A 20,717-nucleotide genomic window follows, 5' to 3' on the forward strand; every position below is an offset into this window, starting at 1 on the left:
ATTCTCATTGTAATTTCTATTTTTGAGGAATATAATATCCATTTCAAAAAATTTAAATGAATAACTGGTTTAAGCGTAACGGCATTCATTTTGCCATAGCTGCAATTTTCTTAGTGATCTGCTTTATATTTTTGACCCCGGCGTTCCAGGGAAAAACATTAGGCGGCAATGACGTTACAAGGGCACAGTCCACCCAAAAAGAAATTAATGAATATAAGGCCAAAGACACCACCATATTATGGACCAACCAAATATACGGCGGTATGCCTACCTACCAGGTATGGGCCCCTTATAAAGCCAATTTAACTACATGGGTGGTTACTGCCATAAATTATACTTTCCCAACCCCGGTTGGTACAGTATTGTTATTCTTATTAGGTACTTACTTTTTATTTATTGTATTAAAGGTTAACCCATGGCTTGCTGCAGCAGGTGCGGTGGCGTTTACTTTTTCATCGTATAATATTATCCTGCTCACTGCCGGGCATGCCAACCAGGCGTTTGCAATAGCATTTTTTGGGCCGATACTTGCAGGTATCATTCTTACCCTTCGCGGTAAGCATTTGTTAGGCTTTGCTGTAACCGCCTTATTCCTGGCATTAGAGATCAGGGCAAACCACGTGCAGATGACCTATTACCTGATGCTGGCCCTGCTTATCATGGTTGGTATTGAGCTTTACCATGCTATCAAAAACAAAACATTAAATGCCTTTTTAAAGTCGGTAGGTTATATAGCAGCCGCGGTTTTATTGGGTGTGGCAGTAAATGCATCTATACTTTGGAGCACTGCAGACTATGGCAACGAAACCATTCGCGGTAAATCCAACCTTACCCAGCATACTACCGAACCCAGCAATGGCTTACCAAAAGACTATGCTTATGAATGGAGCCAGGGTGTTGGCGAATGTATCACCTTCCTGATCCCGAACGCATATGGCGGCGGCGAACAAGGTTCTACCGATCCTGAATCTCATGTAATAAAAGCTTTAAATGCAAGCGGTGCCGATCCTAACCAGGTTACCGGTATTTCTGCCAACTATCTTCCGTTGTACTGGGGTAACAAACCTTTTACTGCCGGGCCGTTTTACTTCGGTGCAGTAATTTGCCTGCTGTTTGTATGGGGTTTAATGACTGTTAAAAACCGCATTAAATGGTGGTTGCTTGGCGCAGTGGTCTTAACCATGCTGCTGTCTTTCGGCCGGAACTGGCCTTATATCTCCGATCTGTTCTTTAACTATTTCCCGCTTTACAATAAGTTCCGTGCAGTTGAATCAATATTGGCTGTTGCAGGTTTCTGCTTCCCTATCCTTGCAGTGCTGGCGGTTAACGAAGCCATTGTAAATGAAGACAAGGCAAGCCTGTTTAAAAAATTAAAAATCGCACTTTACATTACCGGCGGCATAGTATTGATTGTAGCTGCAGTACCTTCCCTGCTTTTATCTTTCAGCGTAAGCGAGCAGCAGGCGGGTGTTATTACGCAAATAAGCCAGGCACTTAAAACTGATAGCTCGGCTATTACCCGCGCCTTAATTGCCGACAGGGAATCAATGGCCCAGACCGATGCTATCCGTTCACTGATATTCATTGCTATCGCATTTGGAATTGCATGGGCTTTCCTTAAAAAGAAAATCAACCCAACTGTTGCCTCACTTGCTTTCTTAGCCTTGATCCTGGTTGACCTTTGGGGTATCGACAAACGCTATTTAAACCATGACAGCTTTGCGCCAAAGCAGGATAATGAAACACCACAACCACGCGAGGTTGATCAGTTTATCATGAAAGATACTGACCCCGATTTCAGGGTGTTTGACGTTACACAATCAATAAAGGGCGATGGTTTTACTCCATTCTTCTACAAATCATTGGGCGGTTACTCGGCTGCAAGGTTAAAACGCTGGGAAGAACTTGTTGATAACCAATTTTCAAAAAGTATAAACCACGATGTATTGGATATGATGAATGTTAAATATATCATCACATCTGATCCTAAAACACAAAGCGTAGGCATGCAGAAAAACGAGACTGCCTGCGGCCATGCATGGTTTGTAAAAAGCATCAAATATGCTGATAACGCCGACCAGGAAATGGTAGCCATCAGCAGCTTTACACCAAAAGACGAAGCTATTGTTGATAAACAGTACAAAAGTGTTGTAGATGAAAAAACATTAGGAGCAGGAGCTGGCGAAGGCAAAATTGAGCTTACCAGCTACTCGCCAGATCATATGGTTTACCAAAGTGGTTCTACGGCCTCTCAAATTGCTGTGTTCTCTGAAGTATACTATAATAAAGGATGGAAAATGTATATCGACGGAGTTGAAAAACCTTACTTCCGCGCCGATTATCTTTTACGTGCCGCTCAAATCCCAATCGGTAACCACAAAATTGAGTTCATTTTCCACCCGGCATCATATTACACCGGCGAAAAAATTTCGTTAGCAGGTTCAATCCTGCTGGTACTTGCTTTAGGCGGTGCTGCATATACCGAAAACAAAAAGAAAGCTCTGGCTGCAAAACCGGCTGATAAGAAAAAAGCTTAATCAAAAGCATATTTTAAAGAAAAAGCGATGGGTTAATACTCATCGCTTTTTTTGTGGGCTATTATGCGCCAATACATGGTTATCAGAACAATATCATCCGTACGTATGCTTAAAAGATTGTAACTTTGAAATAACCATATCACAAAAAGATGAAAGAATTAATTCAGCAAAGCAAATTTGATGAGCTCAAATATGTTCTGCAAAGTTCCAATAGCCAATTAAAAATACATCAGGTCCTCTTGCAGTGTTTAAACGGTACCCATTTGGAAGAAACCGATTATGGTTTTGAAGCAAACATGTACCAGGAAGAATTTCTGGAAGGCTTTAATTTGTATAAGGCATTAAACACATCTGAAATTCCCCAAAACCAGCTTCAGGAGTATAAAACCGCATTAACATTCCTGGTATTCAAAATGGGAGGGTTTATCAAACTTTTGGCTGATAAAACCATGCAGCAAGGATTATATCTTTCACAAGTTGAAAACGTTTATAAAGTTAGCCCCAATTTAAGAAACGAACTACAGGCATTTATTGATTTGTTAAAAGAAACAGGTGATGTACAATCAATTGCAAATGTATCTGCCGCAAAAGCGCAGATCAGCCTATCGGTAGGCGACCTCCTTGAAAAGCACGAAATTGGGCAGGACATGCTGCAGTTTGCCAGGGGATATGAAAATGCCGGGTTAAAAGACCAGGCCGCCCGTATTTACCAAAACATACTATCGGATTTTGAATGTGAATCTGTAAGGGCATCAAGTAATTTATTTCCGGAGATCACTCACATCGATACCCGCAGCGATGAGGAGATAGCAGTTTTTGAAGCCGCTAAAAATGGCTTTGAAGCAATTACCGGCACTGATCTCCCCCTCGTAAAAAGAGTTAAACCTGATGCTGATGTTAATGCTGAAAAATTAGCCGGGAAGATAGATAAAACTGAAATACCGGCGGAAGATGAAGAAGAAGAAAATAATACTGTCAGCTTTTGGGGCAAGCTTAAAAGATTTTTTGGATAAGCAGAAGTAGCCATTACTCACAGGCCTCCCCTACATACCAATGTCATTAAGTTAGGGAAATCCCCCAGAGGGGGAACAGGTTTGTAGTAATATCATATACCGAAGATAACCGTGCCAGAGGTACGGAACACTCGGAGTTGTGTACCTCTGGCACACCAAGACAAACAAATCTTTAATTTCTACAAACCTTTTGCACCTCTGGTGCAACCTGTCAATCCCTTAACTTAATGACATTGCCCTACATACTTGTGCCAGATTTTTGATTTATTGATTATTTAATCATTCGTCCGTCTGTTTTTCAACCAATACCAGCCTAAATTAAAGGCGATAATAAAGTGATTAAAAACAGTAGGGATCAAGCCATAATTGCGCTTCATGATATCAAAACGCTCCATCAAACTTTGGCGATGTCTTTTCTTTGACATGCCGCCTACCAGGTATTTGGCCACATAACGGTTAACGTTAACTATCTTTTTGGCGTTTTTCGCAGCGCGGATTATCCAGTCGATATCCGAGCTCAATTGATAGCTGCGATCATATGGTTCGGCCAGTGAACGCCTGATGTAAATGGCCTGGTGACTAATACTCATACCATACTTAAAGCCTCTCCATGTAAACTTTGCCGGTGCTTTATGCCTGCGTTGCCCTAAACTGGTGCCGTTATCGGCAATCATTTCAGTTTCGCCGTAATAAATGTCAGCGTTATCTGCCGAAGCAAAAACCGTTGCAACAGTTTGATGATCGTAAAACTCATCGCCCGAGTTCATGAAAATCACGTAGTCGCCCGTTGCCAGGGCAAGGCCTTTATTCATAGCGTCGTAAATGCCCTCGTCTTTCTCGCTGATGAATTTAGCTATCCGGCTTTTATGCCGATCAATTACCTGCAAAGTACCGTCGTTAGATAAGCCATCAACAATGATATATTCAATATTGGTATATGTCTGATTAACTACTGAGCGAATAGTGCGCTCAATATCCCTAACGTTATTGTAAACAATGGTGATAACGCTTAACCGGGGATTAAACATTGCTACCTCCCTTGCTCAATAACTTTTGATATACCTCGATATGTTTTTGGGCAATTACTTCCTCCGAAAACCTATCCATAATGGTTTGCCGGGCCTGCTGGTTTAGCTTGTCTTTTTCAGGATGTTTAATGATCCACTCCATGCCATCAGCAAAACTTTCGGCCGAACGATAGGTAGCGAGGTAGCCACTATACTCATGCTGTACCATATCCGGGATGCCACCGGTTGTAAAAGCAATAACCGGCGTGCCGCAACTCAGGCTTTCCATTACGGTATAAGGCAAATTATCCTCAAGCGAGGGGATCAAAAAAGCATCGGCCGCGGCGTAATGCAGGGCCAGTTTTTCGTCGTTATTGATGGTTCCTAAAAAACTGGTTTTAAAAGGGAAGTCGGGCAGGTTTTCTGTACCACGGTTGCCAAACACCACCAGTTCTACCTGATCTGTATCTGCTCCTAAACGCAGCTTAAGTAGTTCCATACTTTCCAGCAGGTACTGGGTTCCTTTGTGCAAATCCTTACGCGATGGCATAAACCCACTTAAAAAAATAAATTTGTCTGTCGGCAGCCCGGCCTGTTGTTTTGCCTGTTGCTTATCAATGGGCTTAAAAACATCCGTTTCAAGCGTATTAGGGATATTATTAACGACCCTCCGCTGCATCAGGCTGCTTTTTTTTACCGACGCCTGCATCCACAAACTTGGTGCAACCACATCAAAATCAAGTTGCTGGTAGGCCTTATTTTTTTGCTGCCAGATACGGTGAGAAATATCATTGTCCCCGGCATTGATAAGCAGCGGGCAATTACCACATTCCTGCAGGTAGTGATCGCACGTATAACGCACATGGCAGCCGCCGGTAAAGGCGTTACTATCGTGAAAGGTCCACACCACAGGCTTTCCCAGCTTTTTAATTTCGGCTATATGTTTTGGATCTAAAAAACCATGATTGATCCAGTGCAGGTGAATGATATCAGCGTTTTTAACATCAGGGTGCTTAATTACCGAACGACCAAACCAGCTGAAAGAGAAGGGCGTACGGCTGTCGGACTTTAGAAACCGTTTGGCTAATATCCGCTCCAGGATAATGGTTGCCGCCGTATAAGATTTTTGAATAATACTACGGTTAAAAGTCTTTATCTCAGGATTATTTCCAAATTTATAATGTACTATAATTTTAGAATCGATATTTTGGCTAAGTAATGCACTATTAAGGCGTATGCAGGCCCTGCCTGCGCCGCCATTGCCGTCATACGTATTGAGGTGCACCACTTTTAACATGGCTCAAAAATACATTTATTCATAAAACTTAAACCATATGAAGAAACTATACATTGTATTGTTTTCGGCAGTATTGTATCAAACAAACCTTAAAGCCCAAACTACCGGAAACTATTTTACCTCCAACCCAACCCTTACCCCGGATGGTAAAACCGTAATTTTCAGTTACGAAGGCGACCTCTGGAAAGCCGATATCAGCAGCCCGGCTGCAACAAGGCTAACAGCTATGCAGGGCGAAGAAACCAGTCCGCGGGTATCGCCCGACGGGCAATGGCTGGCGTTTTCATCAAACCAGTTTGGTAATAACGATGTGTATGTGATGCCGCTTGCAGGCGGCGATATTAAACAGCTTACCTATAACGATGCCGGTGATAACGTAGATTCATGGAGCTGGGATTCAAAATCCATCTATTTTAACTCGTCGCGCTATAATGGTTTCAGCGAGTATAAGGTAGCGGCAACCGGCGGCACACCCGTACGGTTGTTCGGGCACTATTTCAATACCATACATGGCGTTGTTGAGCACCCGCAAACCGGCGAACTGTTTTTCAGCAATACCTGGGAGAGTATCTTTTTCCCTACGCGCAAGCATTATAAAGGCGCTTATAACCCCGATATTCAATCATACAATCCCAAAACCAAGGCTTATAAAAAATATACCGACTGGCAGGGGAAGGATTTCTGGACTACCATTGATCAGAAAGGGAACATCTATTTCGTATCAGACGAAGGTAACGAGGAGTATAACCTGTACACTTTTATCGATGGCAAAAAAACTGCGTTAACCCAGTTCCCTACATCTATCAAACGTCCCCAGGTTAGCGCCGACGGCAGCAAGGTTGTTTTTGAAAAAGATTACCAGATTTTTGTTTACGATATAGCATCCAAACAAACGCAGAAATTAACCTTAAACCTGTTCCGCAATAATGTACTACCTAAAGATCAATCATTTGAGGTAAGCGGCAAAATTGGATCGGCTGCGTTATCACCCGACGGTAAAAAACTGGCATTTGTATCCCGCGGCGAATTGTTTGTAAGCGATGCCGAAGGTAAATTCATCAAAAAACTGGAGCGCAACACCAGCGAACGCGTTACCGAAGTAAGCTGGATGAGCGACAATAAAACCTTGATTTTTGGTCAAACACTGGGTGGTTTTCCTAACTGGTACACTATAGCTGCCGATGGCACAGGTGATGAAAAACAACTTACTGCCGATAAAGGCAGTAACCGCTCGTTAAGCATAAATAAGGATGGTACACAGGCTATTTATTTGAGCGGCCGAAACGAGTTGAAGCTTTTGGACATGAAAGGGCTTACATCAAAAACTATCGTTACCGACGAGTTTTGGGGCTTTGAGAGTACCGCGCCAAGGTTTTCGCCAAATGGCGAGTATGTGATTTATAACGCATATCGGAATTTTGAAATGGATGTTTTTGTTTATGAGATAAAAACCGGAAAGATCATTAACCTGACCAACAGCGGTGTTACCGAAGCCGCGCCATTTTGGTCGCCGGATGGTAAGTATATTTATTTCACATCGTCACGTACACAGCCCGAGTATCCTTATGGCTCGAAGGATGCCCATATTTACCGCATGCCTTTGCAAAAGTATGATGATCCGTTTAAGATGGATAAGTTTACCGATTTGTTTAAGGATGAGAAAAAAGACTCGGACGATAAAAACAAAAAGGATAAGGATAAAAAAGTATCTAATAAAAAGAAACCTCTATCTGAGCAGCCAACTCCAAAAGCGCCTTCAGATATTACCATAGATACCGAAGAACTGATGAAACGGTTAGAGCGGATCAGTCCGGAGTTTGGTCAGGCACAAGGTTCTTACGTAATTCAGAAGGGTGATAAAACCCTGGTGTATTATGCATCCAACCACAGCGAGGGCAAAGCAGCACTTTACCGCACCACGCTTGAGGCATTTGAGCAACCTAAAACTGAAAAAGTTGGCGGCGGCGACTTTGGCAACTTTGATATTTTTGGCAATGGCGATAAATATTTCCTTACAGCTGGCGGCAATGTTTACACTTTAAATATTGATGCCAACAAAGTAGACAAGGTAGAGCTCAATTACAGCTTTACCCGCAACATGGCCGGTGAGTTTGCGCAGATGTTTGATGAAACCTGGGCCGGCCTGGATGAAAACTATTATGATGGCAGCTTCCATGGTGCCGACTGGAAAAAAGTTCATGATACCTACAAAACCTTTGTACCATACATTACCAACCGTGCCGATCTGCGCCTGTTGCTGAACGATATGCTGGGCGAGCTGAACTCGTCGCACCAGGGTTTTTACTCAAACGGCAGCGAGGAAAAGAAAACCATCTCCTACCGTACCATGGAAACCGGGATCATTTTTGACAACGATTCGCCATATAAAGTTAGTGGCATAGCTACCCGAAGCAATGCTGATAAAGCCGGGGTAGATGTAAAACCCGGCGATATATTGAAAGCGGTAAACGGCGTTACCGTTGACGAAAAGCAAGACCGTAACTACTACTTCAGCAAACCATCGCTTGATAAGGAAATTGAGCTCACCTTTAACCGCGGCGGCAAAGACATTAAAGTGAAGCTGCATCCAGAATCTACCGGCGATTTGTCAGGCAATCTTTACGACGACTGGATCAAAGCCAATGCTAAAACTGTTACCGAAAAAAGTAAAGGCCGCATTGCTTACTCTTATATGAAAAACATGGGCGACGGGGCCCTTGAAGATTTCCTGGAAGACATGGTTGATGATGCCTATAAAAAAGACGCACTGATCCTCGACCTGAGATATAATACCGGCGGTAACGTACATGATAATGTTTTGAAATTCCTGTCACAAAAACCTTATCTGCAATGGGCTTACCGCGACGGCAAAAAAACTCCACAACCAAACTTTGCACCGGCGGCTAAACCCATTATTTTGCTCATGAACGAGCAAACCCTGAGCGACGGCGAAATGACTTCGCAGGGATTCAAGCAATTAGGGTTAGGCAAGATCATCGGCACCGAAACCTACCGCTGGATTATTTTCACGAGCGGCAAAGGCTTGGTTGATGGTTCGTTTTACCGCATCCCGGCTTGGGGATGCTATACCCTTGATGGCAAAGACATCGAAAAAAATGGTGTATCACCCGATATCTATGTAAAAACAGATTTTGTTGACAGGATTGAAAACAAAGATCCGCAGCTGGACAGGGCTATTGAGGAGATTTTGAAGCAGTTGAAATAGCAAAGCTTATAAAACCGTCATTGCGAGGTACGAAGCAATCCCCGACTTACAGAGCCGCTCTGCATAGTTCGCGATTGCTTCGTACCTCGCAATGACGTTTTCATATTATACTTCTTTTTCGATTCGTCAACCACAACTGCCACTCTAAACTGCAACTGCTGCTAAACCACTCTCTAACCACTAACCTGCAATCACTTATTTAGAACATATCCAAATAACATTTGTATAAAGCACTAACCGCTTTCAAATGTTATTTTTTGTAAATTCGCCGCTCTAAGGCCAGTTAATGGGCTTAACGTCAATTTCTTTTACTTTTCACCTAAAAATCAAATACAAATGGCTTTTGATTTAGATATGATCAAAAAGGTTTACGACCGCTACAGCACACGTGTTGATGCTGCCCGTAAAGCGACCGGTAAACCCCTAACTTTAACCGAAAAGATTTTATATGCCCACCTTAGCGAAGGCGATGCCCAAAAAGCATTCGGCCGCGGGGTAGATTATGTTGATTTTGCACCAGACCGCGTAGCTATGCAGGATGCTACTGCGCAAATGGCCCTTTTGCAGTTTATGCAAGCCGGTCGCCCGCAGGTTGCCGTTCCGTCTACCGTACATTGCGATCACCTGATCCAGGCTAAAATTGGCGCTGTTGAGGATTTAAGTACTGCTGTTGACGTTAACCGTGAAGTTTACGATTTCCTGGCTTCAGTATCTGATAAATATGGTATTGGTTTCTGGAAAGCCGGTGCAGGTATCATTCACCAGGTAGTGTTGGAAAACTACGCTTTCCCTGGTGGTATGATGATCGGTACCGACTCACATACACCTAATGCAGGCGGTTTAGGTATGATTGCTATTGGCGTTGGTGGTGCTGATGCCTGCGACGTAATGGCCGGCTTACCATGGGAGCTTAAATTCCCTAAACTGATCGGTGTTAAATTAACCGGTAAACTTTCTGGCTGGACTTCAGCAAAAGACGTTATCCTGCGTGTTGCTGGCATCCTTACCGTAAAAGGTGGTACCGGTGCTATTGTTGAATACTTTGGCGAAGGCGCACGCTCAATGTCTGCAACCGGTAAAGGTACTATCTGTAACATGGGTGCCGAAATCGGTGCTACAACCTCTATCTTCGGTTACGACGAAAAAGCTGCTGCTTACTTAAAAGGTACTAAACGTGCCGATATCGCTGACTTAGCCGACGCTATTGCTGAACACTTAACCGGCGACGAAGAAGTTTATGCTAACCCTGAGCAATATTTTGACCAGGTTATCGAGATTAACCTGAGCGAGCTTGAACCACATGTAAACGGTCCGTTCACTCCGGATTTGGCATGGCCTATTTCTAAATTTGCTACAGCTGTTAAAGAAAACGGCTGGCCTACCAAATTAGAGGTTGGTTTGATTGGTTCATGTACCAACTCATCTTACGAAGACATCACCCGTTCGGCTTCTATCGCTAAACAGGCTATCGATAAAAAATTAAAAACTCAGGCCGAGTTCACCATCACTCCGGGCTCTGAGCAGGTACGTTATACTGTTGATCGTGACGGTTACCTTGCTACCTTCGCCGAAATGGGCGGTGTGGTATTGGCTAACGCCTGCGGACCATGTATCGGCCAGTGGGCCCGTCATACTGACGATCCTACCCGCAAAAATTCTATCATCACTTCGTTTAACCGTAACTTCGCTAAACGTCAGGATGGTAACCCTAATACTCACGCTTTCGTAGCGTCACCGGAAATTGTTACCGCTTTCGTTATCGCAGGCGATTTAACTTTCAACCCGCTTACCGACACTTTAACTAACGAAGCAGGTGAGCAGGTTAAATTTGACGAACCTCAAGGTATCGAATTACCGGTAAAAGGCTTCGCGGTTGAAGATGCAGGCTACCAGGCACCAGCCGAAGATGGCAGCAAAGTTGAAGTGATTGTTTCTCCAACTTCATCACGCTTGCAATTGCTTGAGCCATTTAAAGCTTGGGAAGGTACCGACATTACAGGCCTTAAATTGCTGATCAAAGCCAAAGGTAAATGTACTACCGACCACATTTCGATGGCCGGCCCATGGTTGAAATTCCGTGGTCACCTGGACAATATTTCAAACAACATGTTGATCGGTGCTATCAACTACTTTAACCTTACTGCCGATAGCGTTAAAAACGAATTAACCGGCGAGTACGGTCCGGTTCCGGCTACTCAGCGTGCTTACAAAGCAGCAGGTATCGGTTCGATTGTAGTAGGCGACGAAAACTATGGCGAAGGTTCATCACGTGAACACGCAGCTATGGAGCCCCGTCACCTTGGTGTACGTGCCATACTGGTAAAATCATTTGCCCGTATCCACGAAACCAATCTTAAAAAACAAGGTATGTTGGGTATCACTTTCGCTGATAATAATGATTACGACAAAATCCAGGAAGATGACATCATCGATATCACCGGCTTAACTACTTTTGCTCCCGGCAAACAGTTAACCGTTGTATTACACCACAAAGATGGTTCAACCGAATCATTCCCTGTAAACCACACTTACAATGCTCAGCAAATTGAGTGGTTTAAAGCAGGCGGTGCATTAAACATCATCCGCAAACAAATGGCATCTTAATTTCGGATATCGGAATTTTGATTTCAGATTTAATATTTGAAAGCCTTCCCTTTTGGGGAGGCTTTTTTTGTTGAACGACGTTTTACATATATACGTACTTGGACAATGAAATTAACGTTTCAACTACAAACCAATTCCTTATGAGATCAATAGCGTTAATCTTAATTCTTTTAATTATTTCGCCAGTTTGCGTAAGTGCACAATCGGCCCGGAATCAAAAAAATACATATAGCCAGCATCGTATTTCAAGCGTAAAACAACTCGGCGATTCATTAGCAATTAATCAAATGATCATTCTTGAAAACAAGAACCTTGATGCTTTTATACTCGATCTTAAAAAGTCTCACATAATATTAGATAAAAGCATAAAAGGAGTCCCTCCTGTGGTTAAGGATTTCTTAGCCTCTTTCAGCAAGGACGAGTTTTCCATAACGGATCCGGGCAAGGACTGGAATTGTTGTGATGGTAGTTGGGATGAACACCTCCCTCGTCGTCAACTGATCAGCGTCGGTGCAGACAGCAAGCTTTTTATAATTACCTACAAAACAGGAGGAATAGGCGTAGTGACGCATCTTATTCTGATAAGATATAACAATGATAAAATAATTGACTTTTGGGCGGGTATTGGGAGAGATGGTTTAAAAACTACCGCAGACATTCTTAAATACCTGGTTGCTAACAAGAACAAACATTGGAAGCTAAATACAAATATCATCAGTGTGTAGCGTTTAAAATTTTTCGCTAAATTTAAAGCCATACACCTAATATGAAAACAATTCTAACCTCAACCTTACTTTTATTAATCAGCACTTTTGCCTCTGCTCAGCAACCGTTTACCTTTAACCAGGGAGGAACAAGCGCTAAAAACTACTACGAAGAAATCCCCTACGAAAAACTATCCGGCAAGATGTTTATTACTGTAGAAATTGCAGGTAAACAACACCGCTTTTTATTTGATACCGGCGCACCTGTACAAATTACTCCCAGTCTTGCTGCCGAATTGAAGTCGCCCGGTATCAACCGCATGAACATATCTGATGCTACCGGAAGAAAAGACTCATTAAACGTAGTTAGCCTGGCCGAAATTAAGCTGGGCAGTACCACCTTTAATAATGTCCCAAGCCTCGTAACAAACTCTGATGCTTATACCTGCTGGCATATAGATGGTATATTGGGTAGCAATATTCTGCGGAAATCTATTGTGCAGATCGATCCTGAAAAACAGATAATCGTTATCACCGATAATACTAAAAAGCTATCACTAAGTAAAAAGAATGCAGCTCAATTAGTTGTCGATCCTATACAAAGCTACCCTTACATCCTTATAGGGAGCAAAGATCAGCTTTATTTTATGATTGGTTTTGATAGCGGGGAAAGCAGCCTCTTTGTGCCGGCCGAAAAAGACCTGGCGACGTCCGAAAAAGCCAACACTTTTACTACCATCAGCGCCGGCTACGGAACAGGTACCCGAAGCCTTTTCGGTTTACAGAAAAGCGACAGCACAAGGCGCATACTTTTTCCTGCCATTAAAATAGGAAAACATATATTCACCAATTTTACCGGCGAGACCAATAAAAGCAATATGACACGAATGGGCACCAAACTGCTCGACTATGGAGGCCTTACCTTAGATTTTATTCACCACCAGTTTTATTTCGATACAAAAGCAGATACCATACACGTCGAAAAAAACAGCTGGCCAATTAAACCAAGTGTATCGGGTAATCATTTTGTAGTTGGAACAGTTTGGCAGGAGTTAAAAGGCCAGGTTGAGCCGGGCGACCAGATATTGGCTGTTGATGACCAGAATACCGAAACCATAGATATTTGCGAATTGCTTAACAGAAAAACAGGAATACTTGATGGAAAGCTATCGACTGTTTTGACAATTAAAAACAGCAAGGGTGAAGTAAAGAAGATAATGATGAAGCGGGAGCTATGATCATTAGCAATTGTCATGAAAACGCCTCAATTTACGTTATAAAAAAAAGCGCCCGTGAAGACACGGGCGCCGGGGGAAATATAGTTTGTTGATCTATGAACCATCAACTATGATCCATGAACTAAAATATTAGAATTTATACCTTACAAACGCTTCCATAGCTTCATATTCGGCAAGGCCAAGGCGGTCGTAGCGTTGGGCGGTGTCGCGGGTGCGGTCTTCTGCCCTAACCCAAAACTCTCTTGCATCATCGCCTGGGAATACAGGTGTATCCTTCTGCGATTGGTGCTTGAAGATGGCGTTACGTTTACGGATCACTTCCTGTGGCGATAATGGTACAGCCATTTCTATCTCATAAGTTTCAAACTCATGCCATGCACCACGGTACATCCATAACCAGCAATCTTCTACCCAGGCTTCTTTACCTTTTAACCTATCCAGTGCTGCCAATATGATCTTGAAACATACCAAATGCGTTCCGTTAGGATCTGCAAAATCACCTGCCGCAAAAATTTGTTGTGGCTTTACTTTTTGAAGCAATTCTATTGTTAACTGGATATCTTCCTCGCCTACCGAGTTCTTCTTGGTTTTACCCGTTTCGTAGAATGGTAAAGCCATAAAGTGGATATGATCATCTTGCAGGCCTGCATATCTTGCGCCTGAAATAGCTTCTGTTTTCCTGATAAAGCCTTTTACATTCCTGATCTCCTGTGTATCGATCTCGTTTGGCTGTTTATTAGGGAAAAAGGCCCTCATATCTTCATATGATTGTTTCAGATGCGTGGTATCTTCACCAATACTATTGGTAAAATCTATCGCAAATTCCATATACCTCAGCACATCATCATCCCATACCGCGGTATTGCCCGAGGTTTGATAAGCTACATGTACATCATGTCCCTGATCTACCAAACGGATGAACGTTCCGCCCATGGAGATCACATCGTCATCAGGGTGTGGTGAAAAAATGATGCTTCTCTTTTTGGCAGGCAATGCCCTTTCCGGTCTTTGTGAATCATCCGCATCTGGTTTGCCGCCCGGCCAGCCGGTGATGGTATGCTGGATCTGGTTAAAAATATCTATGTTGATATTGTATACCGGCCCTTGCTCTACCGCCAATTGCGCCATACCATGGTTATTGTAATCTTCTTCGGTTAGTTTCAGTACAGGTTTATTAACCTCGCTGGCTAACCAAATAACAGCCTTTTTCTTTAGCTGGTTATTCCATACACAATCTTTTACCAGCCATGGGGTATCAAACCTTGTTAGCTCCGATGCGGCATCAGCATCCAGTACAAACTCCACATGCTGAGATAATTGCAGGTAAGTGGCTGGTACCTCACCCGAGATCTCTCCTTCTACCGCCTTTTTAATGATCGGGGCTTTCTTCTTATTCCAGGCCATCAGGATGATTTCCCTTGCTTTGAAAATAGTACCGATACCCATCGTGATTGCTTTAGTTGGTACATCAGCTTTACCGCCAAAGTCACGTGCAGCATCACGCCTGGTCAGGTCATCAAGCGTTACCATCCTGGTACCCGAGTTTGGTGCAGAGCCCGGCTCGTTGAAGCCGATGTGACCTGTACGACCGATACCTAAGATCTGAAGGTCTAAGCCGCCAAGTTCTTCAATTTTCTTCTCGTAGGCCAGGCAGTAGCCTGCCACTGCATCTTTATCCAGCGTACCGTCGGGAATATGCACATTGGCTTTCTCAATATCTATATGGCTGAACAGGTTTTCGTACATAAAGGTCACGTAGCTTTGTGCTGCTGTTGGCTTCATCGGGTAGTACTCGTCCAGGTTGAAAGTGATCACATTTTTAAAACTAAGTCCCGCTTCTTTGTGCTGCCTTACCAGTTCGGCATATACACCTATCGGTGTTACACCGGTGGCAAGACCCAGTACCGCTTTTTCGCCTTTTGCTTGTTTCGCCCGGATCAGATCTGATATCCGGTTCGCTACTGCAACCGAGGCTTCATGCTGGTTGTTATACACGCTTACAGGTAACTTCTCGTAACGCGTCTCTTCCAATAAATTTAATCGTGCCATAATTTGTTCAGAACCTATATGTTATATGTTAAAGTTTAAAAAGTCGCTATACAAAAAACCCCCGCCAGGGGCGAGGATTTTTATCAAACCAATTAACAAAAATGTTTATCCTCACCGACATGAGAATAAAGTAAAGTGCGTATAATAATATGCTGTACATTATCAATACAAACTTAATAAAACAAAGTCTGAATCAAAAGAACTTTTTAAATTATTTTAATAAGTATCTTATCCGCTAAAGTAGGATTTAAAGTCTGTTTAGGTTAAAATTTGCTTCCTGACTGTTGCTTATATAAAAAAATGTCGTTTATAGACAGAGCCGAAGGGTCTGAGCACCGGGGGCGAAAGAGAAATGCTGTACGCTTTTCTAAGTTGCTATGCACAGTTTATTGTTAAGGCATACAAAGGTTTCTCACTCGTTCCTCGTTTCAAAATGATACTTTGCTTATTTTTAAAGTTGAATAAAAAAGGCAAAAGAGCTCCTGATGGGCAGGAATACTCTTTTTGCTAACCAATTATAAAACATAAATCATGAGATGAGAAGAGATGCAGGGGCGGAATCGAACCATCCTTTTGCTGCCGGCCAGCTCCTGCCATTTAGTTTAAAATGAACCCCATTTGCAAACTAATCTGTTGCAAATATATAAATATTCTATTAAATCTATATATTTAGTAGAATTTATTCATAAAAGATTCATTTTACTTAAAAACGCGTCAAGAATAACCTATTAACGCTATAGTTAGCGTTGATCCGACTTATTGGAACAGATCTTTTCGAAAGGAACAGGGTATTCCTCGCCTAATGACTTCTCGTACTCGGCACTAAACTCTTCATAAATTTTACGCGCATGCTCAATGCCTTTAGTGCGGCGCAAGGATTTAAGTTTAAACTTGATCCCGGTATCGTTAAACGGATCGATGCTCAACACAATACGCGAAATTTCCAAAGCTTTTTTATAATCAAAGGCATCGTAAACCTTTTTTATCACGGGTAAAATAACGGGCATCAGCGTCTCTTCATAATCCTGTTTAAAATCGTCGAGCCACATTTCGGGAATATGCTGTAGCAGGCCGCCCCGGGCTACCAAATCAAAGTGGCTTAACACAGCCGGTTCATTGCCATTGTTTTGTTTTAGAGAATCCCTCACCACAAAATAATCACAGTAAAAATCATCAGTAATGATAAAACTATAAGTATCATTCAAAAAGGCAAGTTCAAGCCCGTCAATATCAGAAAGGATGTTACGCAGGTGGTTGATAGTTACTCCGCGGATATTTTTGGTTTTAACCACATCCTTATCAGGCCACAACGTAGTAGAGATCTTTTTTGATACCACACCGTTTTTTTCGCGGCTGTTTAACAAAATGAGGATAAAAAGTTGCTTAATTTTAGGGCTAAACAAATAGGTAACATCGCGTTTGTTTTTATCACAAACGGTAAAGTCGCCTAACAGGTAAACGGCATTAGCCTTGTTATCAACTACTTTTTCCTCATCTTGTGGTATCATTGATTGGTCACTGATAACAGGCACCGGTTCTTCATCATCATTTTTCCGCCGGAGGAAAAATACCACAATGCCAAATATCAATAGCAGTGCAGATGCGCCCCCCAATATCCTGTATAAAGTAAAGGAATGCTTCCTGGGCCCATGGGCATTCATATAAGCTTCCTGGCTCACAGGCGGGGCAGTAAGCGCGAAAATCTTTATGGTAGATTGCTCCGGAGTTTCAAACTCCTGCGTGGCACAATAAAATACGTCTTGCTTCGAATTGTAAAACAGGTTGTGGTCGGTCTCAATACGTTCGGATATTACAGGGATGGTACCGCTTACAACCTGATATGAGCCATCCTTTATCGAAAATTTATACAGGCGCAAACTTGTTTTTGGCCGTTCATGCGGATAGCATAACACGTAAAGAAATTGCTTATCCTTTGAAACAATGAGGTTATTGGCCGGCACAAATGCCTCTTCATCCGGTTTTATCTCCCAAAGTTTTTTAATGGTATGCTTATCGAGATTAACCCTGTACAGATCATAATAGTGCATCCCCCCTACTACCTGGTTACCCGACTGGTTGCCATATCCGCCAAAAATGTAAACATCATTATTTTGGTCGGCTGTACTTGCAGCCGAAAAAAACCTGGGATTGATCACATCGCCGGTAAAATTTTGTTTCTGCCAGTTATCCGTTGCTTTATCGTACTTAAAAAAGTTGTTATAGTACTTAAAAGAACCGTACCCGCCAAACAGGTAAAAGCTGTTAAAATCTTTATCGTAAAAAATATTATGATGGTGCCTTTGCTCCATTATGGTTGATTTACCATAAAAATCCCAGTTAAGGCTGTCGAGATTAAAAGAAGCAATACTTGGGGCAGGCTGCGGCGCCCTCAGTACCTCATATAAGTAACATTTATTCTCTTTCAGGTTTATGATACTTTTGCCGAGATGCAAAGGCACCTCTAACCTGTTTTTAAATGGCTTTGACCAAACCGCATCACGTTCTGTGTCGTAGAGCATAAGTGAATCCCTTTTGAAGATAAAAAACTGCTCCGTTTTTTCATTAAAGTTGATACCTGCAACTTCATTAAAGGTGTGTACAAACTTTTGCTTCCAGAAATATGATTCGTTAATAAGCCAGGCCGGGTTGTCAACATGCCCTAAATTATCGCCATCGTTTGTAAAAACATCATTTCCGGCCCATTCATTAAGCGGAAAATTATAGGTTTTATCACTGTTAGTAATAACCAGGTTTTTAATGGCCATATTTGGCACATCTGAATAATGCTCGTTTTTTCCGAAAGCAATTTTAGCCGTTATCTTACCTGTAAAACCCAATTCTGTTGCGCGGTACCATTTTCCGTTTATCGAAATTCCAACCTTATCACCTTTCAGGTCAAGATCCACGATCACCTTAAACCATTTTCGCCTTTTCAGCATGGCATCGGCAAGAGGGATGCTAAGCTTATTACTGCGGCTATCAATATTAAAATTAAGAAACGAGCCCTGGTTATAAATGGCGCTCAGGCTGTATGAGTTGCCTTTATCGTCGGTTAAATTTAAAATGTAGCCAAGATGCTGGTTATCCCACAATGACAAATCGAAACTTATAACAAGGCGATCATAGAAAGTTGGCAAATCCTCCTTGAAAACCTGGTAAGAGGTACGTTTGCTCATCAGGCTATCATTTGAGCCAAATTGCAAGCCCTGTCCGCTGCTTTTAATTGCGTGAGACAACATAATAAAAAGCAATACAAGCTTATATGCCCTTTTTGAAAGCATTAAAACCCTACTCTTTTTTACCATTTACAATACATGTTTAAACTCGCTGATCGGGCAGCGCTGCAGGTTAGAATAATATGCTAAATTATGTAATTTTTAGGTACCACACGAGGGAGATTTTCATTCATTATACCCCAACTTATTGTACCGGGATCCTTTAAATCAAGCCGCGTTATGTTTGATTAAGTTAATCGTAAAAAACTTTTTACACAAGTACATTAAACCCGCTTCAAATGCATGCCAGGGTACATTTCAACTTATAAACCTACCTGTCAACCAGTTACAGTAATAAAAATAATACATTACTTAAGGCCTTAAGCGTAGTCATACCAAAACATTTTGCCCATGGCAGGTATTCTTACATGCACTAACAAGTACATACCAGCCGCTACGGGTATAACATTAAAACTATGCCATTGAAAGTAAAACATATCATAACGTTCTTTTTTTTGCTCACCGGCAGTTTGCGCCTCAGGGCACAGGATAGCACACTTGTGGGGAAATCACTACAGTGGGACCTGGCTAAGTGTATTGACTATGCAAAAAAGAACAACATCCAGATCAATTCTCTGCGCCTGTCACAACAAACCAGTCAGCAGGAGTTTTTGTTAGCCAAGGCCGCCCGCCTGCCTGATCTTGCCGCTACAGGTTCACAAACCTTTGCCCACGGCAATAACTTCAGTAACGGCGATAATGGCAGACATTCGGGTTATAATGTATCCGGTTCATATGGGGTAAGTTCAAATGTAACCTTGTATAATGGCAGTTATATCAACAATAATATTGCTCAAAAAAACCTGCAGCTACAGTCGGCCAATCTGAGTATTCTTCAGCAGGAAAACGATATTGTACTTCAAATAACCCAGGCCTACCTTACCGTATTGCTCGATAAGGAATCTGTTATTTATAATACCGACCTGCTCAGTACTACGCAGGCACAGGTTAAGCTGCAGCAACAACGATACAACGTTGGCAGCGTGGCCCGTAAAGATCTGATTCAGTTACAGGCTCAGCAGGCTACAGACCAATACACCCTGGTAAACTCGCAAAACGCAGTTCGTAACGACTTACTAACTTTAAAACAATTACTGGTATTGCCTACCGACTTAAGCTTCGACATTATGAAGCCTGATACCGTAATAGCCCCTATAGATAGTATTTCATCTTTCCGCGAGGCAGAGCAAACGGCCCTGCAAAACCGGCCCGAGGTTAAAAATGGTGAGTTGGGCGTTAAGATAGCCCAGTTTGATGTAGAGAAAGCAAGAGCCGGCTATAAACCTACACTTACGGCAGGTGCATCGCTCAATACGGGTTATGCTAACGGACAGGGTGTTTCATTCGGCAACCAGATCAATAATAACTTTTACCAGCAACTGGGGTTAAACCTGTCTATCCCCATATTTACCAAGCGGGTAGTAAAAACACAGGTTGAAGAGGCAAAGATCAACGTAAAACAATCGCAGCTTGATCTTAAAAACACAAAGATCACTTTATCACAAACAGTTGAGCGCGCTTTTATCAACGTGCAGAACGCGCGCAGTCAATTTGATGCCGCCGCCGAAGAATATAAATTCAGCAAGGAAAGTTATCGTATTGCCAGCGAACAGCTTAAAGTTGGTGTTGCCAACACAGTTGATTTCCTTTTACAGAAAAACTTATTTGTACAGGCGCAGCAGGCATTTGTGCAGGCCAAGTACAACGCGTTGCTCACACTAAAGATCTATGATTTTTACAGGGGCCTACCTATTACATTATAATACC

General features: G+C 42.5%; 11 protein-coding genes. 7 read left to right on the forward strand and 4 right to left on the reverse strand.

Features of this window, described 5'->3' with window-relative positions:
* The first annotated feature begins 56 nt into the window (after nucleotides 1-56).
* Nucleotides 57-2,537, forward strand: coding sequence for a hypothetical protein (locus MTO98_RS29865; protein WP_243482757.1), 2,481 nt, complete (start codon nucleotides 57-59; stop codon nucleotides 2,535-2,537).
* Nucleotides 2,538-2,686: 149 nt separating this feature from the next.
* Entirely contained in the window at nucleotides 2,687-3,550 is an 864-nt protein-coding gene (locus MTO98_RS29870) for a hypothetical protein (protein WP_243482759.1), read from the forward strand.
* A gap of 275 nt (nucleotides 3,551-3,825) precedes the next feature.
* Here the strand turns inward: MTO98_RS29870 and MTO98_RS29875 are convergent, their stop codons facing one another.
* Both MTO98_RS29875 and MTO98_RS29880 read right to left on the reverse strand, forming a co-directional pair.
* Nucleotides 3,826-4,578, reverse strand: coding sequence for a glycosyltransferase family 2 protein (locus tag MTO98_RS29875; RefSeq protein ID WP_243482761.1), 753 nt, complete (start codon nucleotides 4,576-4,578; stop codon nucleotides 3,826-3,828).
* Nucleotides 4,571-5,854, reverse strand: coding sequence for a glycosyltransferase family 4 protein (locus tag MTO98_RS29880; RefSeq protein ID WP_243482763.1), 1,284 nt, complete (start codon nucleotides 5,852-5,854; stop codon nucleotides 4,571-4,573). Before MTO98_RS29880 ends, MTO98_RS29875 begins: the two co-directional genes overlap by 8 nt.
* 37 nt (nucleotides 5,855-5,891) lie before the next feature.
* Between MTO98_RS29880 and MTO98_RS29885 the strand changes: the two genes are divergently transcribed.
* The 4 genes from MTO98_RS29885 (at nucleotide 5,892) to MTO98_RS29900 (ending at nucleotide 13,626) form a co-directional block, all read left to right on the forward strand.
* Nucleotides 5,892-9,080, forward strand: coding sequence for a S41 family peptidase (locus MTO98_RS29885; protein WP_243482765.1), 3,189 nt, complete (start codon nucleotides 5,892-5,894; stop codon nucleotides 9,078-9,080).
* A gap of 336 nt (nucleotides 9,081-9,416) precedes the next feature.
* The gene (locus MTO98_RS29890; protein ID WP_243482768.1) at nucleotides 9,417-11,684 is read left to right on the forward strand and encodes an aconitate hydratase; all 2,268 of its coding nucleotides are present in this window, start codon (nucleotides 9,417-9,419) and stop codon (nucleotides 11,682-11,684) included.
* A gap of 287 nt (nucleotides 11,685-11,971) precedes the next feature.
* Complete coding sequence (locus MTO98_RS29895) at nucleotides 11,972-12,409, forward strand: hypothetical protein (RefSeq protein ID WP_243482769.1); 438 nt, start codon at nucleotides 11,972-11,974, stop codon at nucleotides 12,407-12,409.
* A 41-nt stretch (nucleotides 12,410-12,450) separates the two neighbouring features.
* Nucleotides 12,451-13,626 (forward strand): aspartyl protease family protein, encoded by a 1,176-nt coding sequence (locus MTO98_RS29900; RefSeq protein ID WP_243482771.1) that lies wholly within the window; start codon nucleotides 12,451-12,453, stop codon nucleotides 13,624-13,626.
* A 129-nt stretch (nucleotides 13,627-13,755) separates the two neighbouring features.
* Here MTO98_RS29900 and nagB read toward each other — a convergent pair whose 3' ends face one another.
* Both nagB and MTO98_RS29910 read right to left on the reverse strand, forming a co-directional pair.
* Complete coding sequence (nagB, locus tag MTO98_RS29905; RefSeq protein ID WP_243482773.1) at nucleotides 13,756-15,675, reverse strand: glucosamine-6-phosphate deaminase; 1,920 nt, start codon at nucleotides 15,673-15,675, stop codon at nucleotides 13,756-13,758.
* A 740-nt stretch (nucleotides 15,676-16,415) separates the two neighbouring features.
* Complete coding sequence (locus tag MTO98_RS29910; RefSeq protein WP_243482775.1) at nucleotides 16,416-18,914, reverse strand: kelch repeat-containing protein; 2,499 nt, start codon at nucleotides 18,912-18,914, stop codon at nucleotides 16,416-16,418.
* A 452-nt stretch (nucleotides 18,915-19,366) separates the two neighbouring features.
* Between MTO98_RS29910 and MTO98_RS29915 the strand changes: the two genes are divergently transcribed.
* Nucleotides 19,367-20,713, forward strand: coding sequence for a TolC family protein (locus MTO98_RS29915; protein WP_243482777.1), 1,347 nt, complete (start codon nucleotides 19,367-19,369; stop codon nucleotides 20,711-20,713).
* The last annotated feature ends 4 nt before the right edge of the window (nucleotides 20,714-20,717 follow it).

The organism is Mucilaginibacter sp. SMC90, assembly GCF_022811725.1.
Taxonomy (GTDB): Bacteria; Bacteroidota; Bacteroidia; order Sphingobacteriales; family Sphingobacteriaceae; genus Mucilaginibacter.

Excerpts from the sequence above, each read along its gene's own strand:
- MTO98_RS29875 (WP_243482761.1), bottom strand. The coding sequence starts at position 4,578 with ATGTTTAATCCCCGGTTAAGCGTTATCACCATTGTTTACAATAACGTT.
- nagB (WP_243482773.1), bottom strand. The coding sequence starts at position 15,675 with ATGGCACGATTAAATTTATTGGAAGAGACGCGTTACGAGAAGTTACCT.
- MTO98_RS29890 (WP_243482768.1), top strand. The coding sequence starts at position 9,417 with ATGGCTTTTGATTTAGATATGATCAAAAAGGTTTACGACCGCTACAGC.
- MTO98_RS29865 (WP_243482757.1), top strand. The coding sequence starts at position 57 with ATGAATAACTGGTTTAAGCGTAACGGCATTCATTTTGCCATAGCTGCA.
- MTO98_RS29910 (WP_243482775.1), bottom strand. The coding sequence starts at position 18,914 with ATGTTGTCTCACGCAATTAAAAGCAGCGGACAGGGCTTGCAATTTGGC.
- MTO98_RS29900 (WP_243482771.1), top strand. The coding sequence starts at position 12,451 with ATGAAAACAATTCTAACCTCAACCTTACTTTTATTAATCAGCACTTTT.
- MTO98_RS29870 (WP_243482759.1), top strand. The coding sequence starts at position 2,687 with ATGAAAGAATTAATTCAGCAAAGCAAATTTGATGAGCTCAAATATGTT.
- MTO98_RS29885 (WP_243482765.1), top strand. The coding sequence starts at position 5,892 with ATGAAGAAACTATACATTGTATTGTTTTCGGCAGTATTGTATCAAACA.
- MTO98_RS29880 (WP_243482763.1), bottom strand. The coding sequence starts at position 5,854 with ATGTTAAAAGTGGTGCACCTCAATACGTATGACGGCAATGGCGGCGCA.
- MTO98_RS29895 (WP_243482769.1), top strand. The coding sequence starts at position 11,972 with ATGATCATTCTTGAAAACAAGAACCTTGATGCTTTTATACTCGATCTT.
- MTO98_RS29915 (WP_243482777.1), top strand. The coding sequence starts at position 19,367 with ATGCCATTGAAAGTAAAACATATCATAACGTTCTTTTTTTTGCTCACC.